This is a genomic window from Yoonia sp. (assembly GCF_017854415.1).
Taxonomy (GTDB): Bacteria; Pseudomonadota; Alphaproteobacteria; order Rhodobacterales; family Rhodobacteraceae; genus Yoonia.
Map to the genome: position 1 here is coordinate 1 of NZ_JAFMHR010000060.1, position 18,047 is coordinate 18,047.

Genomic DNA, 18,047 nt, shown 5'->3' on the forward strand with positions numbered 1-18,047 from the left:
GGCAATGCAATGTCTGTCACATCCAGAACCCGCTGCACCGTCTGTGTGATCTCTTCGTGCGACGACCACAGGCGAGGGCGAATATTGGGATCAAATGAAACGACAGCGCCATTGCGACGGGCCTGTGCCAAGGCTTTGATCAAAGAAACCCGCGCTGACGGGGATAAGATAGCCAACGTAATCCCGGATAGATGAATAAGACCCGCACCCTGAAAGGCATTGGCAAGTGCAGTTTCATCATCCGCCAGCAGTCTTGCCGCAGATGTGTCGCGCCAATACGCAAAGCTGCGTTCGACACCCTTCAATGAAATTAGATATAACCCCATCGTGCGCACCGGATCACGGCTGATACCCGAAACATCGAGGCCGTCTGCGGCCGCTTCGGTCAGAAAACTGTGAGATAGATCATCCTGCCCGACACGTGTCACAAACCCTATGTTTGCTTTGTTTTCAAGCACCTGCGCCATATGCCACGCGGTATTGAAAGTGTCCCCCGCAAACGCGCGGCGATAAAGCCCTTCACCCACAGTTGCCATTTCAATCATCGCTTCGCCGACCGTGACCACATTTGTGTTCTTGAATGTCAGCATTCTGATGTTTTCTCGGTTCTCAGATCATAGATTGCGCCGGTCAACCAAGCGGGCCAATCACGCTCGAAAAAGGATTTTGCATCCTCGTCAAAGACCCTGTTTGGGCGCTCTGAAGTTTGAATTTCATCATTTTCGAGCCGCACAAGAATTTGCTTTTCATGGTCGTGCGAGGTTTCCGAACGAAACCGGAAATCATTTAGGGGACCAGACTTGGAGTCTGGCACGGCATCACCGTTGGGGTCACAAATGGCGCGCGCGCCGCGGCTGCCGCCGCCGTGACTTAAGTAGTGATCTAGCGCTGTTAATACGGCCTGTGATGCGATGGCCATTTGTTGCCACTGTATCGTGCGGGCGATTTCCCCGGGTCGGTCATAACTCAGACCCTTTTGACGGATCTCTTCACAAAGATCGCGGGCCTGCGCAAGTGCCGCAGTGACATCCTCTGCGCTGCAAATGAGCCCTGCATGATCACTCATGCGCGCTTGAATGGCCGTGCGGATAGCGCGAAATTTCAATGGACTTTCAGGTCGCAAGACCGCCCCGATATGGGCAACCGCCTTGGTCGCAACATTGGTGATATCTGCTTGTGCTGGCATCGCCGCAATGCCGCTTGCTGCAACGTTTTCAGCCACGCGCGTGCCAAAAACCTGCCCCGCATTCAACGCGGATCCACCAGGCCGGGTAACGCCATGCGTACCCGCCGCCTCGCCAACAGCATAGATGCCGCGTAGATTGGTACGGCCCCAAGTATCAACGGCAATGCCACCATTCATGTGCTGATTGTTCACCGCAAATTCCAAAGGTGCGACGGTGATATCAACCTTGTAGCGACGATAAAGTTCGATCGCGAGAGGGTTCATATGGCGCAACCTGTCAATTGGTAGGTCTTGCGTCGCCCCCGCAGTTTCAAGATAGGTTTTGACGTCCTTATCAAGGCGGTCGCGGCTAAAAGGTTGATCCCCGGCGATCCCAATGGGGTTGCGGTTGAAATCCATAAAGACCCGCCGCCCCAATTGCCCCTCGCGGTATATCGCAAGATCCACAAGGCTAGACCCGAAATCCAGCATACGCGTCGCATGGAATGGCCATTGATAGCCCTTGCGAAACACATTCGACACCATTTCCTGCGTGGTGCGGTAGTAGTCAGCAAGAAAGTTATGCTCTTTGCCCGCCTCATCCATTGAAAAGATATGTGGCATGGACTGTACGTAAGTTCCCGATAGATTCCACGGAAATCCTTCGCGGCGCGTCCCGATCCCGAACTGGCTCTCTGTCAGATTGACGAGTTCCAGACCCGCCTCGAGTGCCATCCCCAGCGACCCGAAACATCCGTTTGGAAACACGCTATCGCGGTAAAGCTCTCCCGGACCTCCTGCGGCAAGGACAAGCGCGTTGCTTTGGAATAGCACGAGGCCCATGGGGTTGTCAGCGGTCTGCGCCCTTGGGCGAATTGCAAGGATGCCTCTCGATGTCCTTGCGGCCCCTTCCCCTTCGGTTAGAATCTTGATCCCCGTTGTTTGGTTAAAGAACGGAATACCAAGCCGGATCGCTTCTTGCGCCAGCACCTTGACCATTAGCCGCGACGTGCGCGGCCCACAGCTTGTGGCGCGCCCAACTTCATCGTGGTCCGTTTTATAGCGCAACGTTCCGCCAAGCGGGTCCTGCGGCAACGGCAAACCAAGAAACTGCAAAGACCCCATCGCGCGGGTCGAACCGACCGCTTCGATATAGGCAGTGTCTTCGTCCATTGCGCCGCCAGCGCGTATTGATTGGGCCATTGCCTTGAAATTATCGCCTTGGTCCGATGTGTTTGCCGTGTGCAATGTCTGTTTGTCAGACCCAGAGCAGGCTGATGTCCCGCCCCAAGCGCTTTGCGACACGACAATGACATCACCTCCCCTACGCTTCAGCTCAACAGCGGCACGCAGGCCAGCTGCCCCGCTTCCTACAATCACGCAACCGCTATGATGTATCGGGATGTTATGACCGCCGACCTCAATAAAGTCGGACAACTCCGGCTCTGGTGAAAGCCGCGGCATTTCGACATCCGTTAGCGCGTCAAGAATGTCTTGTGGGATTGGGTTTGTCACAGTTGCAGGTCCATATTCAGCACATAAGCACCTCTAAAGATGCGTCATTGGAACGTTCCAATTATAGTTACACTTTTGCTCAAAAGGCGTCAACATGATCCAGCGGATCCGTGCATGCATTGCATTGACTGATGTTACACCTTTCAGTTATCGATATGGAACGTTCCAATTACGGACGGCTCGGCGGCTCTTTAGGGAAAAAAAGATGAAACCAATACATGTTGCTGTCCTCGGCGCGTCAGGTTGGATGGGCAAAGTCCACACGATGGCCTATCAGACTTTTCCCCATTTCTTTGGCACATCGGGGGGAACTGCCGAGGTTTCAATCCTGGTTGCCAGCAATCCTGCCGCAGCCGTGGAATTGGCCGCCTGCACCCCCCAAGCGCGGATTTTGCAAGACTGGCGTGCAGCGATTGCCGATCCAGAAATAGACTTGGTCGATATCTGCCTGCCCGACAATATGCACTATGAGGTGGCCAAAGCGGCGCTGTTGGCAGGCAAGCACGTCTATTGCGAAAAGCCACTTGCAAATACAGCAAAAGAGGCGCGCGAACTGGCCGATATCGCGAAAGAAAAAGGCCTGATAACCCGCGTCGGACATGCGTTTCCCCGCAATCCGGTGCATGATCTTGCTAAGGAGATCATCGATGCAGGCGAAATCGGTGACATCAAGATGTTCCGGGGATGTCAGCATGTTGACGTGTTCGCCAACCCGCTGACGCCGTTCATGTGGCGGGCCGATGGCACACTTGCGCCCACGGGTATCGTTGGCGACACAGGGACACATATCTTTAGTTTTATGGATTTTCTGGTCGGACGGGTCAGCACATTGATCGCCGACAATGTAATCGTGACGCCGCGCCGCCCAAAGATCGATGGCCTTGCTTATGGTGAACAGGTGACGCTTGACGGGACGGAAGACTGGGCAGATGTGACCAACCCCGATGCAACGAACGTTATGTGCCGTTTTGAAAATGGCGCAAGCGGGATTATCGATTTCAGCCGTGTCGCAACGGGGCGCAAGTTCATGCAAACCTACGAGATTTATGGCACCAAAGGCAGCCTTGCCTACACCTACGACGAGGTGAACAGGATCAGGTATTATTCCAACGATGACCCCACAGGTCGGCGGGGTTTTCGCGAGATCGACGTCGGACCCGAAAACGAAACCTACAAAGCATTTCTACCGCTGCCGAATTTCGCACTTGGGTATAACGAGTCCAAAATCATCGAGGTCGCAGAGGTCATCCGTTCCATCGTGTCGCAGCAACCTATGTGGCCGACATTTGAAAACGGACACCACATAGCGCAGATTGTTGATGCTTGCATGACATCATCAGAAAAACGGCAATGGGTTGATATACCAACGGCTTAGATATCGAAGTTAATCCAACTGCAACGACCACTTGAGCCGCGGATCGTCAAACTTATCGGTGTTCGGCTTTCTGGTGGTGGCGGTGAGCCTTTTTCAAGCCAAGCAACGAGCGTTTTTGCCGCCTGTTCTCCGATCTCTGCGATGTCGCACCGGACGGAAGACAGGGCAGGAAAACACTGGGCAACTTCTTCGATATCGTCAAAGCCGACGATGCGGAAATCGCTTCCTACTTTGCGCCCCACCTCGTGGCATCCTGACAGCATGCCCAATGCCACAAGGTCGTTAAAGCAAACGGCGGCATCTACTTCGGGCAGATCGCGCTGCAGTGTTTTGGCAACTTCGCGCCCAAAGGCACGACTTGAACGACCGCTCAAAACCAGCGGCTCCATATCGTTCTCTTGCAGAACCGCCAGATAGCCCGCTTTGCGTTCTTCGGTCACAGCCCGCCCTTCCAGACCGCCAACAAAGGCAATCTTGCGCGCACCTTGGTCGATCAAATGCATGGTGGCCGCCCTGCTGCCAGCGCCATAATCAGGTGCCGTGAATGGAAACAGGTCAAGCCTGTCGTCAATCCGGCGCAACATCTGCATCGCAGGAATTCCGGCGCGCGCGATGGCGTCAAACGTCGCAGTCGATCCACCATAGGTCGGGCAGATAATCAGTCCCGATACACCATGTTCGATCATCGAACTCACAACTTGCTCTTGGAGTTGCGCGTTTTCATCGGTGTTTGCTATGACGGTGGCATACCCGCTTTCGGATAACGCCATCTGCAGCGAGGTTGCGAACTCGGTGAAAAACGGGTTGCGCAGATCGTTGATAACCAATCCAATTAGACCCGCATTCGAACCGCGCATGTTGGCCGCAGAACGGTTATAAACATACCCGATCTCGGTCATTGTTTTGCGTACATGAACCCGCGTTTCTTCGCGCACGGACGCGCTGTTTTGCAAAACGAGGCTCACTGTGGATTTGGACACGCCAGCTTTTTTCGCGACATCAATGATCGTAGGACGATTACGGGCGCTCATTGGTGATCAATCCTGACATGCATATTAGGTACAACGATACGCATTACCGCGCATTTCGTGAACTGATATTTGCAGTAGGTCACTGATGTCTTACCCGCAATGCCCGTGATGGCTCTAGTCGTTGACGGGCAGGTCAAAAACAAGAATATCGTCGATACCCGCAACCGCATTCGCAACCAGTTTGCCGCCAAGGAGTTTGTGATCTGGATGATCCTGATAGGCTTGTAATGCGTCCCAGTCGACGAAATCCACGACAAACCCGTGCATATAGCCGCGTTCCATTTGCTCGGGGCTTTCGCTTTTGCCCGAGGTGATACTCAGAACGCCCGGCAATTTGTCTTTGATGGCGTAAAGCTCGTCAAAGATTGCAGCTATTCCGGCGTCACTGATTTCAGGTTTAAACCTGATGAATACAATGTGGCGGATCATAATTTATTCCATTTCATAGTTGGCTTTGATCATGTCAGACGCTTTTTCTGCAATCATAATCGCGGCGGCGTTGGTGTTTGAGGAAATCACAGTTGGCATGATCGCATTGTCGACGATGCGCAGACCCTCGATCCCGTTGAACCGCAGTTGGGTGTCAACGACTGCGCCCTCATCTGGCCCCATGCGGCATGTCCCTGCACAATGATGCGATGTCTTTGAATGGGTGCAAATGAAGTTGAAATAGTCGTCGTCAGTTTTGACATCAGGCCCAGGCAGCCGTTCGGCAAGGATATAGGGTTTCAGCGCATCTTGCGCGCAAATCTCTTGCGTCAACTTTAACCCTCTGATCGTCATTTCGCGGTCAAGCGGGTCTTGCAGATAATTTGGGTCGATCAGCGGTGCCTTGGCGGGGTCCGCGCTTTGTAGTCGCACCGTGCCGCGCGACCTTGGGCGCAAATAGCAAGAATTGAGTGTCACACCGCCTTGCGGCATCACCGCAACGCCATGTTCGATGCCCGTCCCCAATCCCAGGTGGAACTGCAGATCCGGCGATCTTGCGTCAGGGTCCGCATACCAAAAACCACCTGTTTCAAACAGCGATGACGCCACAGGCCCCTTGCGTCCGAAGAGGTACTGCAGGCCAGCGACAGCAGCCCAATGCGGTTTCGCATAACGATCATAGCTATAAGGGCCGCTCAGTTCGCTGATGCAATAAAGATCAAGATGGTCTTGCAGGTTTGCGCCAATCTCAGGCTGGTCATAGACAACATCGATCCCAAGCGATTGCAGATGGTCGGCAGGACCTATCCCTGACAGCTGCAACAAACGCGGCGATCCAATCGCCCCAGAAGCCAGAATAACTTCGGTGTTGGCCACAAGATGTGTGCCGTCAACAAGGTCGACGCCCGTTGCGCGTCCACCCCTGACGACCAAACGGCGCACCTGCGCGCCCAGTTTCACAGTCAGGTTCTTGCGGTGCCGGTTTGGCGCAACATAGGCCATCGCCGCAGATGACCGGCGCGCATCTTTTTGATTTAGCTGATAAAAGCAAACGCCATCTTGGGTCTCACCGTTTACATCCAGATTGCGGGGAATACCAAGCGCTGCTGCTGCTTCAAAATACGCATCGCAAATCGGCAAAGGGGCGCGTGGATTGCTTATGCCAAGTGGACCACCTTTGCCGTGGAATTTGTTCTCGAAGGTTTCGTTGTCTTCGGCTTTTTTGAAATAGGGTAGAACATCATCGTAACCCCAGCCATCACAGCCTTTTTGCCGCCAATCGTCATAGTCTTGCGCGTTTCCACGGGTGTAAACTTGGGCATTGATCGCTGACCCACCACCGATAACCTTAGCCTGTGTGTAGCGGAAAACCTTGTTTTGCATATGGCGCTGCGGAACGGTGTCCCACCCCCAACTGCCGATGCCCTTGGTCATTTTCGCGAAACCTGCAGGCAGGTGATAGAACGGGTGCCTGTCACTGCCGCCTGCCTCTAACAGCAGTACTTCGGCTGATGGATCCTCTGACAAGCGCCCCGCCAGAACAGAGCCCGCAGAGCCGCCGCCGATAATGATAAAGTCGTATCCATTGGCCATGCCGTGTTCCTAAATAAGTACGCGTGACGGGTTTGCGCTGCGGGTGATCCGTCTGATGGTACGTTTCATGCTGTCAGCTTGTGATCGTCAAAGTTTTCTGCACAGCGGATCGCCAACGCTGCAATCGTCAACGCAGGGTTCACCGCCGCCGATGTCGGTAAAATCGACGCATCCATGATGAAAAGGTTGGGGTGATCGTGGCTGCGTCCAAAGCTATCAACCACAGATTTTGCAGGGTCCTGCCCCATCCGCGCAGTCCCGCATTGGTGCGATGGCGTGCGCCGATCAAACGCGCGCGACATCACAACCGGATAGCCTGCCTTGCGCATCATCCGCTTTAGCTTTGCCACCAACATCAAGTGCGCGTCCCAGTTCGAGCGCTTCCAATCCAGCACGATCTGGCCGTTCTTAAGACTGACGCGGCTTTCGGGGTTTGGCAGGTCTTCGGACATCGCATAAAGATCGATAGACCGTCGCGCGATCCAGTTGGCCGCGATTTTCGGCAATCCGGACGACGCCTTGAGGATCGGCCCAGATATTTTGCCAAGCAACTGGATATTGCCCAAGGGCGCGCCATCTGGACCACCCCTTAAATAGAAATCATTCACCATCAAGGTTTTTTGGTAAACTGAAGGGTTCATCCGAAACGGGTGCAACGCCAGCACGGCAGAACAATTGTGGTTCATGAAATTCCTGCCGACCTGATCGGAACTGTTAGCGATACCGTTCAGATGGTGCGCGTTCGCCGAACCCAGCAACAAAGCCGCACTTTGCACCGCACCTGCAGAAAGGACGATTGTTTTGCCTGATACGATTTCGCCCGTGTCCAGTTCAACGCCCGATATCACGTTGTTCGCCCCGACGATTAATCGCGTGACCCTGCATTGGGTCCGCAGGGTCACGTTGCCATGCGCAAGAGCTGCGCGCAGCCCACCACTTTCGGCGTCGCGTTTACCACCGATCGTATCCGGAAATGCATCCCAAGGCGTCTTTGCCCGCGAAAGCCAGCGGTCAAGATCGACCCCAAGAGGCAGCGATGCGGGATGCAGTCCGACCGACGACAGCCGTGCCCGCAGATCACTGATCGCAGATTCGTCCGGGACAGGCGCGAATGGATATTTCGAGGAATGTTTCGGTTCTGTCGGGTCTTCGCCGATTTGACCGCGCACGGCATAAAGGTGCTCTGCCTTGCCGTAGTACGGTTCAAGATCATCATAGCTGATTGGCCAACCCGGTGTCGTGCCGCCCATGTGCCGCAATGCGCCAAAGTCCTGCGCGCGATAACGCAGAAGCACGGCCCCGTAAAATTTTGAATTGCCACCAACGTAGTAATAATTTCCCGGGTGAAACGGCTTTCCATCGCCATCTAACCATTGTTCATCGGGACGATAGTGGCCCTTGGCAAAAATGGCGTCTTCATCGCGATCGTACATGGAACAGCGCAGGTGATCGCCCCGTTCCAGGATCAGAATTTTGCGGCCAGTCGGCGCGAGTGCGGCAGCCAGCGTCGCCCCGCCCATCCCTGAGCCGATAATGACTATATCCGGCCCGTCAGGCATTTAGGAAATCCGCGCCTCGGTTTTCGGATCAAACGCCACCGCTTTTTCCATATTGATCGCGAATGGAAATACTTGCCCTGCATGAACGTCGACATCAGCGCGGAACCGGCCTGTGACTGCTTTGCCACCCAGTTGTGTACCGACAAATGTGTCCGATCCAGCGGGTTCTGTGATATCAACATGGGCGTCGATCACGTGCACCGATTGGCTTGTCCGGTCTGCGCCGTCGCGATCAGTGATAACCTCTGGGCGAAGACCTAGCACGATCTCGCGGCCGTCATGTTTTGCGAACCCGCGTTCTTTGGGGAAAGGCAGCGTGACTTTCGTGCCATCCGCAAGTTCGGTTTCCGCGACCGCTTGCCCGTTCTCAACAGCAATACGTGCCGGAAATAGGTTCATCGACGGGGACCCCATGAAGCCAGCAACAAACATGTTGGCAGGGTTGTCATAAACTTCTTTGGGCGTTCCAAGTTGCTGGACATGGCCCCCGAACATCACCGCAATCCGCGTCGAAAGCGTCAGTGCTTCGATCTGGTCATGGGTGACGTAAACCATCGTGGTCTTCAGCCTTTGGTGCAGCTTCTTTAGCTCTGTGCGCATGTCCACGCGCAATTTGGCGTCAAGGTTCGACAGTGGTTCGTCGAATAAGAACACATCGGGATTGCGCACAAGTGCGCGCCCCATTGCAACTCGCTGACGCTGTCCGCCTGACAACTGGCCTGGCTTTCGCTTGAGCAATGGCTGGATTTGCAACAGGTCAGCCACATCGTTCATGGCCTTTTCACGCTCAGGCTTTGGGACGCCGTGCATTTCCAAACCAAAGACGATATTTTGCCCGACGTTCATATTCGGGTAAAGCGCGTAGGACTGGAACACCATTGCGATGTTACGCTCTGCAGGTGGCACGCCAGCCATCGACCGTCCCTTGATCGCAATATCACCCGAGGTAATCTCCTCGAGACCTGCGATCATGTTCAGCAACGTGGATTTGCCACATCCCGACGGGCCGACCAGCACCAGAAACTCGCCTTCTTCGATCGAAATATCGGTTTCGTGTAGCACCTTGACCGCGCCATAAGATTTGGTCGCATTTTTGATATCGAGAAATCCCATAGGATTATCCTTTCACAGAACCAGCCATCAGACCGCGCACGAAGTAGCGGCCAGCGACGATATAGACAAACAGGGTTGGCAAAGCGGCCATTATCGCGCCTGCGAAATGGACGTTATATTCTTTCACGCCCGTCGAAGATTGGACCAGATTGTTCAACGCCACCGTCATCGGTTGGCTATCAAAATCAGAGAAGGACGCACCAAACAGGAAATCATTCCAGATATTGGTGAATTGCCAAATGATACAGACGACCGCAATAGGCCCGGACGACGGCAACATGATCCGGCGGAAAATTGTAAAGAACCCTGCCCCGTCGATCATTGCCGCGCGCACCAGCTCGGTCGGGAATTGCTGGTAGTAGTTGCGAAAATAGAGCGTTGAAAAGCCGATACCGTAGACAAGGTGAACAAACACCAGCCCCGGCACCGTTCCCGCAAGACCCACAATCCCCAGCATTCGCGCCATCGGGATCAGCACCATCTGGAACGGGATAAAGCAGCCAAACAGCAGCAAACCAAAGATAATCGTGTCGCCGCGAAACCGCCATTTAGTCAGGACATATCCGTTCAATGCCCCAAGCACGGTCGAGATCGCCACAGCGGGTACAACCATGATGATCGAATTCCAAAAGAACGGACGCAGGCCTGTGGCCTCGACCCCGATTTGCGCGGTCGACCACGCTGTTGACCACGGTGCAAACGTCCATTCATTTGGCAAGGCCATCATACCGCCCGCCTGAATTTCGCTGAGCGGCTTTAGCGAGTTTACGACCATGACATAAAGCGGCAGCAGATAGAAAAGAGAGAACAGCGCCAAAAGCGTGTAGATCACAAAGCGCGCGCCAGATCCGGTGCGTACAACTGTTGCGGTTGCATTACTGGACATTACTTCTTCTCCCTAAGTTCGGAATAGATGTAGGGAACCATGATCGCTGCAATCGCCATCAACATGATCGTCGCCGAAGCTGCACCGATGCCCATCTGATTGCGGGTGAAGGTGTATGAATACATAAAGGTCGCAGGCAGTTCGGTCGCCGTTCCCGGCCCGCCGCCTGTCAGCGCGATTACCAAGTCATAGGACTTGATCGCCATATGGGACAACACCACAAATGCGGACATGAACGCAGGGCGCAGCTGTGGGATAACAATCCGGCGATACAGCGCAAAATTTGATGCACCGTCGATTTGTGCGGCCTTCAGCACCTCATTGTCGATGCCGCGCAAGCCTGCCAGAAACATCGCCATGACAAAGCCGCTGGTCTGCCAGACTGCCGCAATGACGATGGTATAAATCGCCATGTCGCCGTCTTTGATCCAGTCAAAGGTGAAGCTTTCCCAACCCCAACCGCGCACAACCGCTTGCAGGCCGATGCCGGGATCCAAAAACCATTTCCATGCGGTGCCGGTCACGATGAAGCTAAGTGCCATTGGGTAAAGATAGATCGTGCGGATGAACCCTTCGGCGCGAATTTTCTGATCAAGCAGAATGGCGAGGGTCAGGCCAAGCGCGCAGCAGATCACGATATAAAGCGATCCGAAGATCAACAGGTTGGTGACAGCAGTGTCCCAAGCCCGGATGCGGAACAGCTTTGAATAGTTTTCCCAACCGACAAGCCCATAAGACGGCAAGATACGGCTGTCCGTAAAAGACAGATAAAAAGTGAAAAAGATAAATCCGTAAACAAAGACCAACACCATCGCCAAGCTTGGGCTCAAAACGATTTTTGGCAAAGCTTCGCGCAGCCAGTCTTTGCGGCGGCGGTTCTGAGCAACCTGTGACATCGGGATTTTCCTTTGAAAAGGGAGGTGGGAAAGCGCAGCAGCGCTTTCCCGATTTTCGTATTGCTTACTTGGCGATATCGACAGCAGTCACGAGCTCTTCGACCGCAGTCGCAGAATCGAACTCGCCGTTGAAGTGCGCTGTAATCACGTCATACATCGCGTTCTTAACAGCCGCTGGGTTGGCGTGGCCGTGTGCCATTGAGCCGTACAAGTTGCCGCTGGCAGCTGCCGCACGGAATTCCTCGTAGGCGCGCTGACCGCAGGCATCCAGATCACTTGCGTCCAGATCAGTACGTGCAGGCACGGAACCTTTTACTTTGTTGAAAGCAATCTGGAAGCTTGGCGAAAGGATCGCCTCGGCAAGTGCTGCTTGCTCTGCGGATACCGCATCACCCTGCGAGAACATCGCGAACTGATCAGAGTTGAAAGTCACCTGATCTTGACTGCCTGGAAGACGGAAGCAAAGGAAGTCTTCACCCGGAACTTTGCCCGCGTTTAAGAATTCACCCTTTGCCCAGTCACCCATGACCTGAAATGCGGCCTCTTGGTTGATGACCATGGCAGATGCGAGGTTCCAATCGCGACCAGAGAAGTTGTCATCAACGAAACCGCGCAAAACGCCCATACGGTCGAACGCTTCTTTCATGGTGTCTGAACCAAGTGCGTCCTCGTCCAGATCAACAAATGCGGACTGATAGAACTCTGGACCGCCGACGCCCATTGCGACGCCGTCAAAGATTGTCGCATCCTGCCAAGGCTGACCGCCATGGGCCAAACCCACATAACCGGCATCTTGCGCTGCTTGCATTGCGGCTACAAATTCGTCCCATGTCTGCGGCTCGGAGAGGCCGAGTTCATCCATGATAGCTTTGTTCGCCCAGACCCAGTTGGTCGAGTGCACGTTGACCGGAACCGAAACCCACTGGTCTTCGTAGACAGCAAACTGTTGCAACGCAGCAGGTACAACTTCAGCCCATCCGCCGTCACTGGCCACACCATTCAGGTCAGCAAGTGCGCCTTCCATGGCCCAATCAGTGATGTCAAAGCCCAGCATCTGAACGGCTGTTGGTGGATTGCCCGAAGTGACGCGTGCGCGCAGTACTGTCATCGCTTGGGTTCCGCCGCCGCCAGCAACTGGCATGTCCTGCCAACCAATATTTTGGCCTGCCAGATCGTCTTTAAGCACATTCAGCGCTGCAGCTTCACCGCCAGATGTCCACCAGTGTAGAACTTCTACATCGTTGGCATATGCCATGCTTGTCGTAGCCATGAGTGCCATGGCCGTAGCTGTTTTCTTTCCAAAGTAACCACGCATTGAGGTCTCCTCCCGTTTGTTGCGTTAGTATTCTGCGGACCACTTGGGTCCGTCAGTCCGTTTTCACCCAAGGTGCCCGCGTGCGCCCAATGCGCATCACAAGTGATTTCACCTCAAGGAATTCTTCAAATCCGTAACGTCCGATTTCGCGACCTTGCCCGGACTGTTTCATCCCCCCAAAGGCCAGTTCCGGGAACCCGTCCATCCATGTATTTGTCCAAACCGTGCCTGCTTGCGCGCGTCTGCAAAATTCAAGGCAGGTGTGGACGTTCTCGCTCCAGACGCCTGCTGACAAGCCGTAAGTAGAATCGTTGGCCAGCGCGACAGCCTGATCAAACGTCTTGAACGTCAGTACTGTCAATACAGGTCCAAACACCTCTTCACGGGCAATCGCCATATCGGGCGTCACACCGCGCACAACCGTTGGCTGATAAAATTGATCGCCCAGACCGGGCACATCTAGAACCTGGCCACCAATGCATATCTCGGCGCCCGCGCTGATAGCGTCTTTGATATATCCGTCGATTTTGGCTTTGTGGTCTTCAGTCACGATTGCACCGACTTGGGTGTCAGGGTGCATCGGATTGCCAAAAACTACCTTGCGCGAAAGGGCGACAACGCGTTCCACAAATGCGTCGGCGATATCTTCGTGCACGATAATCCGGCTCGATGAATTACAGCACTGCCCGACGTTAAAATACACACCAAAGGTTACTGCATCAGCGGCATTTTCAAGGTCCGCGTCAGGAAAGATCACTTGCGGGTTCTTGCCACCAAGTTCCAACGCGACCTTTTTCAGCGTCTCGCCCGAGGATTTGGTAATCATTTTGCCCACGGCGGTCGAGCCGGTGAATGTCACCATATCCACGTCATCATGCGTGGTCATCAAACTGCCAACGGGCGTTCCCAGTCCAAGGACGATATTGCAAACGCCCGCAGGCAGGCCAGCCTCAACCAGTATTTCGCCCAACATCGACGTCGTCGAAGGCGTCATTTCAGAGGGCTTAACCACACAGGTACAGCCTGCAGCCAAAGCAAAAGGCAGCTTTTGGCTCAGAATCCAGAACGGGAAATTCCAAGGGGTGATGATCGACACAACGCCAATCGGTTCCTTGACCACGACACCAAGAATATCGGCGCCAAGTGTGTTGTGACTGTCACCATGCGCCGTGCGGGCAAGCGACGCAGCATAGCGCCACAAATCCGCCGCACCGCCGCATTCGCCGCGTGATTGACTGATCGGCTTACCGCTTTCCAGCGTTTCCATCACAGCCAAGCGTTCTTCGTTTTGTTCAATCAGGTCTGCGACCCTGTACAAGACTGCGGCGCGTTCTTTGGCCGCTAGGCTGCTCCAGCGACCATCGTCAAACGCCGCGCGCGCGGCTTTGATCGCTGCTTGTGTCTCTGTCTCGGACCCAAGTGCAGCTTGGCTGACGACAATGCCATGCGACGGCGACACACGATCTAACTTTTGCCCATCGGCGCTGTCTACGAACACACCGTTGATGAAGTGCCGTGCCTGATATGCAGCGTCAGGCATGGCAACGGTCTGTTCAGAGAGGATATTGAGGTCCAACATAAATTACTTTCCCGAGAAATTTGGTGTGCGTTTGTCACGAAAAGCGGCGACGCCTTCTGCGCGGTCATCTGTGGCGGCAATTGCGGCACTGCCCAAGCTTTCAATCATCGCGGCCTTGTCTTCGTCTTGGGCCGCATGAATCATGGATTTCGAAATTTCGACAGCGCGCGGCGAAAGCGTGACCGCGCGTTCAAGCAAGGCCAAAGCAACAGCGCGCGGATCATCGTCAACGGCAGTGGCAAAGCCACAAGCCAATGCGCGGTCCGCCTTTATCCGGTTTCCAAAAAGGGCCATTTCTTTGACCATTGGTTCCGGCAATAGTCGCAACAACCGCTGTGTGCCGCTCCAGCCTGGTACGATCCCGACGCCTGCTTCTGGCAACGCCAATGCTGCTTTGGGCGTCATCACACGGATGTCGCACGCCGCTGCAAGTTCTAGCCCGCCACCAAAGGCGTGGCCGTTCAAGACCGCGATTGTCGGCTTTGACAGCCGCGCCAATCGATCAAAAATGCGGTGCCCGTCGCGCACCCAATGGCGCGCAAATTCTGCAGGACCAATATCGCCCCAACCCAGAATGTCTGCGCCGGTGCAAAACGCACGATCACCCACGGCCGTCACCATCACGGCGGCGACCGAAGCATTGCGCGTGATCGCATCCAAATGACCAGCAAGCTGATCCAGCATCGCGACGGTAAACGCATTCATCTTCGCGGGATTATCCAACCGCAATTCCGCGATGTTGCCGTGATGGATGAGGTGAACAGAACTCATTGACCCCACCCCATCGGTCCATCAGCCAGCAATGACAGCGGCAGTGTTATTGCATCTTCCGCCACCGTCACACGACCGCCAGAGGCCGCCACGATATCGCGTTCAGGATTAATGCCGGGCATTATTTCGGTGGCGACAAGGCCAGTGTCGCCCAATCGCATCACACAACGCTCTGTTATGACAAGGCCAGTGTCGCCCAATCGCATCACACAACGCTCCGTGATGTAGATCACATCTTGGTTCAGCTTGCGGGATCGCGCCCCTGAAAAGGTGACATGCTCGACCGCTTCGACCATCTTGGTGAATTTACCCGGCGCTTTGACTTCGATGCCTTTGTCAGACAGTTCAATCTGCGCGCCTGCTTCGAACCAGCCCGAAAACACGATCTTTTTTGCACCCGATGTGATGTCGACAAACCCGCCACAACCAGCGGTCAAATAGGGCTTTTTTCCCAATTTCGAGACATTCACATTGCCTGCAATGTCGACCTCTAGGAACGATAGGAACGACACGTCAAACCCGCCGCCTTGAAAGTAGATAAACTGCTGAGGCGAGGGCACGAAAGCATCGGCATTCGACGCACAGCCAAAGGCAAATCCGGTCAACGGAACGCCCCCGACGGCACCTTGTTCAACGGCCCATGTGACCGCGTTGGGATGGCCTTCTTCTAACAAAATACGCGGCACCATCGCGCTGATGCCAAAGCCCAGGTTCGCGGTCATGCCCGGCTTCAACTCCATCGCGGCGCGGCGTGCGATAATTTTCTCGACGCCAATTTCGGCCAAGGCAAAGCTATCCCAAGGGCGCATCACCTGCCCCGAAATCGCAGGGTCATACAGGGTCTCGCAGGTTTGCTTTTGATCAGGGTCAACCACGATTAGGTCAACCAAATGCCCCGGCACACGTACATCATGCGGACGCAGAGAACCGCGTGTGGTCACACGGCTGACTTGGGCAATGACGATACCGCCATGGTTTCGCACACAAATCGCCTGCTCTAACCCGCCAAGATAGGCCCCTTCGTGTTCATACGTAAGATTGCCGTGATCATCGGCGGTGGTGGCCCGCAAAATCGCAACATTGGGCACAACATTGGGAAAATGCAGCCATGTATCATTGTCGAATTCGACGCGTTTGACGATCGGGGTTTCGGCCCCTTTCTCATTCATCGCACAGCCTTCGCGGATCGGGTCAACAAACGTGTCCATTCCGACTTTGGTCAGAACCCCAGGACGGTTGGCTGCTGCCTCGCGGGTCATATCGAACAAGATGCCAGACGGGACATTGTAGGCCGCGACGCGATTCTCAACGACCATTTTCCAAATTTCAGGCATCGGCTTTGAGGACGGGCCTGACGGATATGACCCCCCCAGAATGCGTGTTAGCAGACCATCTTTTGCAATGTGATCCACACCCTTCACGCCGTACATGTCACCAGCGGCGATAGGATGGATCGACGTTAAATTTTTGGGGTGACCCTCGACGTCAAACCGCGCGCCGATAGCCTTGAGAACCAGATCGGGACAGCCCAAAGAAGACGAAGACGATACAGTAAGGATCGCATTGTCAGGTATCAGTGCCGCGGCCTGATCAGCAGTCTTAACCTTGCTCATGCGCGGTCCCCATAATCGATTTTTTGACGTATTCCAGAGCGTGCAGCTTCGCGCACAGCAAGTGCAACCGCGAGAGATTTCACACCGTCCAAGCCGGTTGCCGCAGGCGCGCCTTGGCCCGCGGCAGCCTGCACAAACCGACGAACGGTTTCGACATAAAGACTGTGTTTGGCAAAAGGGATGTTCTGCTGGCCGTCTTTTGTCGTCAACTCTATCGTACCTTCGGGGTCTTGCCCTAAAACACCCTTGGCGATGATTGACCCTTTTGTGCCGTGTACCTCTATCCCCGATTTCGCGAATGGATGCGTAAAGCTATCATGGCTCAAGACCATCGCGCCAGATGGCATCATCCAGACCGACATTGCCGAATCCTCGACGCCCTGCCCCATGCCTGACACGCCCATCTGGGCTGAAACGTTTTGCGGGTCTTCACCAAGCACGAAGCGTGCAACATCCGCATTATGCACAGTCAGGTCAGGGATGACGCCGCCGCCAGCAACAGGATTATCCAGCCGCCAACCACGCAGATGTTCTGGCAGGTGAACGGCATGAAAAATGCGCATGGAAAGCACTTGGCCAATCGTCCCGTCAGCAACCAAAGCAGCGATTGCCTGAATACTTCCAGCGCAACGCAAATGATGATTGGTGGCAAACATGACGCCAGCAGCATTTGCAGCACCGACAATATCGATTGCGTCTACAAGTGTCGTTGCCAACGGCTTTTCGCACAAGACATGCTTGCCTGCCGCGATTGCGGCCAGCGCTTGGGCGTGGTGCTTTTCGTTGGTCGAGGAAATGTAGACAGCATCAACCCGTGGGTCTTGCAATGCTTGATCCAAATCGGATGTTGTATTGGCGATACCGTGAGCATTGGCAAAGGATGTTGCGCGGGCCTGCGAGCCGCTAACAACCCAGATGATTTCACCTGCAGCTTGCGCGCGAATTGCATCAGCGATGTATTGTCCAGCTATCGTGCTGGCACCGATAAGCGCCCAGTTCACACCATTTCCCCCAAAATTGGAACGTTCCAATAACTAAGTGAAATTGCGACATTGAGTCAACATAAAACTTAACCGCGGGTCGTCCGGAGGCATGGAAGAAAGACAAAACTCTGGGCAATGGGCGATCTGCAGAAAATAACTAAGTGCCATCTGCGCCGGACGAAAATCCGGGCAGCGACTACAATGAACAGTTTTGTGCAAGCTAT

General features: G+C 54.5%; 15 protein-coding genes. 1 reads left to right on the forward strand and 14 read right to left on the reverse strand.

The genetic code is table 11. The features are described from left to right. Positions 1-590: sugar kinase (locus QZ197_RS08490; protein WP_296431456.1), on the reverse strand; the 590-nt coding region annotated here is incomplete at its 3' end. Further along, a complete protein-coding gene (locus QZ197_RS08495) occupies positions 584-2,680 on the reverse strand; it encodes an FAD-binding protein (RefSeq protein ID WP_296431457.1) in 2,097 nt (698 codons plus the stop codon). The genes QZ197_RS08490 and QZ197_RS08495, both read right to left, overlap by 7 nt. Before the next feature lie 205 nt (positions 2,681-2,885). Between QZ197_RS08495 and QZ197_RS08500 the strand changes: the two genes are divergently transcribed. Then, on the forward strand, positions 2,886-4,055 hold the full coding sequence (locus QZ197_RS08500) for a Gfo/Idh/MocA family oxidoreductase (RefSeq protein ID WP_296431458.1): 1,170 nt from the start codon (positions 2,886-2,888) through the stop codon (positions 4,053-4,055). Here QZ197_RS08500 and QZ197_RS08505 read toward each other — a convergent pair. The 12 genes from QZ197_RS08505 to QZ197_RS08560 form a co-directional block, all read right to left on the reverse strand. Continuing rightward, positions 4,052-5,086: a LacI family DNA-binding transcriptional regulator gene (locus QZ197_RS08505; RefSeq protein WP_296431459.1), complete on the reverse strand. Its 1,035-nt coding sequence runs from the start codon at positions 5,084-5,086 to the stop codon at positions 4,052-4,054. The genes QZ197_RS08500 and QZ197_RS08505 overlap by 4 nt on opposite strands. A gap of 114 nt (positions 5,087-5,200) precedes the next feature. After that, the gene (locus QZ197_RS08510; protein ID WP_296431460.1) at positions 5,201-5,515 is read right to left on the reverse strand and encodes a Dabb family protein; all 315 of its coding nucleotides are present in this window, start codon (positions 5,513-5,515) and stop codon (positions 5,201-5,203) included. 3 nt (positions 5,516-5,518) lie between these two features. Further along, on the reverse strand, positions 5,519-7,108 hold the full coding sequence (locus QZ197_RS08515; protein ID WP_296431461.1) for a GMC family oxidoreductase N-terminal domain-containing protein: 1,590 nt from the start codon (positions 7,106-7,108) through the stop codon (positions 5,519-5,521). A 65-nt stretch (positions 7,109-7,173) separates the two neighbouring features. Continuing rightward, the gene (locus QZ197_RS08520; protein WP_296431462.1) at positions 7,174-8,667 is read right to left on the reverse strand and encodes a GMC family oxidoreductase; all 1,494 of its coding nucleotides are present in this window, start codon (positions 8,665-8,667) and stop codon (positions 7,174-7,176) included. After that, positions 8,668-9,780, reverse strand: coding sequence for a sn-glycerol-3-phosphate ABC transporter ATP-binding protein UgpC (gene ugpC / locus QZ197_RS08525; RefSeq protein ID WP_296431463.1), 1,113 nt, complete (start codon positions 9,778-9,780; stop codon positions 8,668-8,670). 4 nt (positions 9,781-9,784) lie between these two features. Continuing rightward, complete coding sequence (locus QZ197_RS08530) at positions 9,785-10,666, reverse strand: carbohydrate ABC transporter permease (protein ID WP_296431464.1); 882 nt, start codon at positions 10,664-10,666, stop codon at positions 9,785-9,787. Then, complete coding sequence (locus tag QZ197_RS08535) at positions 10,666-11,562, reverse strand: sugar ABC transporter permease (protein ID WP_296431465.1); 897 nt, start codon at positions 11,560-11,562, stop codon at positions 10,666-10,668. Before QZ197_RS08535 ends, QZ197_RS08530 begins: the two co-directional genes overlap by 1 nt. Positions 11,563-11,626: 64 nt before the next feature. Next, positions 11,627-12,877 (reverse strand): ABC transporter substrate-binding protein, encoded by a 1,251-nt coding sequence (locus tag QZ197_RS08540; RefSeq protein ID WP_296431466.1) that lies wholly within the window; start codon positions 12,875-12,877, stop codon positions 11,627-11,629. 52 nt (positions 12,878-12,929) lie between these two features. After that, positions 12,930-14,417: an aldehyde dehydrogenase family protein gene (locus QZ197_RS08545; protein ID WP_296431467.1), complete on the reverse strand. Its 1,488-nt coding sequence runs from the start codon at positions 14,415-14,417 to the stop codon at positions 12,930-12,932. 42 nt (positions 14,418-14,459) lie between these two features. Further along, on the reverse strand, positions 14,460-15,227 hold the full coding sequence (locus tag QZ197_RS08550; protein ID WP_296431468.1) for an enoyl-CoA hydratase/isomerase family protein: 768 nt from the start codon (positions 15,225-15,227) through the stop codon (positions 14,460-14,462). Continuing rightward, positions 15,224-16,840, reverse strand: a complete 1,617-nt coding sequence (locus QZ197_RS08555; protein ID WP_296431469.1) for a CoA-transferase — start codon at positions 16,838-16,840, stop codon at positions 15,224-15,226. Before QZ197_RS08555 ends, QZ197_RS08550 begins: the two co-directional genes overlap by 4 nt. Then, positions 16,837-17,841 (reverse strand): Gfo/Idh/MocA family oxidoreductase, encoded by a 1,005-nt coding sequence (locus QZ197_RS08560; protein WP_296431470.1) that lies wholly within the window; start codon positions 17,839-17,841, stop codon positions 16,837-16,839. Before QZ197_RS08560 ends, QZ197_RS08555 begins: the two co-directional genes overlap by 4 nt. Between the last annotated feature and the right edge of the window lie 206 nt (positions 17,842-18,047).

What these genes read in the sequence shown, in the direction of transcription:
- ugpC (WP_296431463.1), bottom strand. Translation starts at nt 9,780, where the DNA reads ATGGGATTTCTCGATATCAAAAATGCGACCAAATCTTATGGCGCGGTC.
- QZ197_RS08555 (WP_296431469.1), bottom strand. Translation starts at nt 16,840, where the DNA reads ATGAGCAAGGTTAAGACTGCTGATCAGGCCGCGGCACTGATACCTGAC.
- QZ197_RS08530 (WP_296431464.1), bottom strand. Translation starts at nt 10,666, where the DNA reads ATGTCCAGTAATGCAACCGCAACAGTTGTACGCACCGGATCTGGCGCG.
- QZ197_RS08515 (WP_296431461.1), bottom strand. Translation starts at nt 7,108, where the DNA reads ATGGCCAATGGATACGACTTTATCATTATCGGCGGCGGCTCTGCGGGC.
- QZ197_RS08510 (WP_296431460.1), bottom strand. Translation starts at nt 5,515, where the DNA reads ATGATCCGCCACATTGTATTCATCAGGTTTAAACCTGAAATCAGTGAC.
- QZ197_RS08540 (WP_296431466.1), bottom strand. Translation starts at nt 12,877, where the DNA reads ATGCGTGGTTACTTTGGAAAGAAAACAGCTACGGCCATGGCACTCATG.
- QZ197_RS08550 (WP_296431468.1), bottom strand. Translation starts at nt 15,227, where the DNA reads ATGAGTTCTGTTCACCTCATCCATCACGGCAACATCGCGGAATTGCGG.
- QZ197_RS08505 (WP_296431459.1), bottom strand. Translation starts at nt 5,086, where the DNA reads ATGAGCGCCCGTAATCGTCCTACGATCATTGATGTCGCGAAAAAAGCT.
- QZ197_RS08535 (WP_296431465.1), bottom strand. Translation starts at nt 11,562, where the DNA reads ATGTCACAGGTTGCTCAGAACCGCCGCCGCAAAGACTGGCTGCGCGAA.
- QZ197_RS08520 (WP_296431462.1), bottom strand. Translation starts at nt 8,667, where the DNA reads ATGCCTGACGGGCCGGATATAGTCATTATCGGCTCAGGGATGGGCGGG.
- QZ197_RS08545 (WP_296431467.1), bottom strand. Translation starts at nt 14,417, where the DNA reads ATGCCTGACGCTGCATATCAGGCACGGCACTTCATCAACGGTGTGTTC.
- QZ197_RS08500 (WP_296431458.1), top strand. Translation starts at nt 2,886, where the DNA reads ATGAAACCAATACATGTTGCTGTCCTCGGCGCGTCAGGTTGGATGGGC.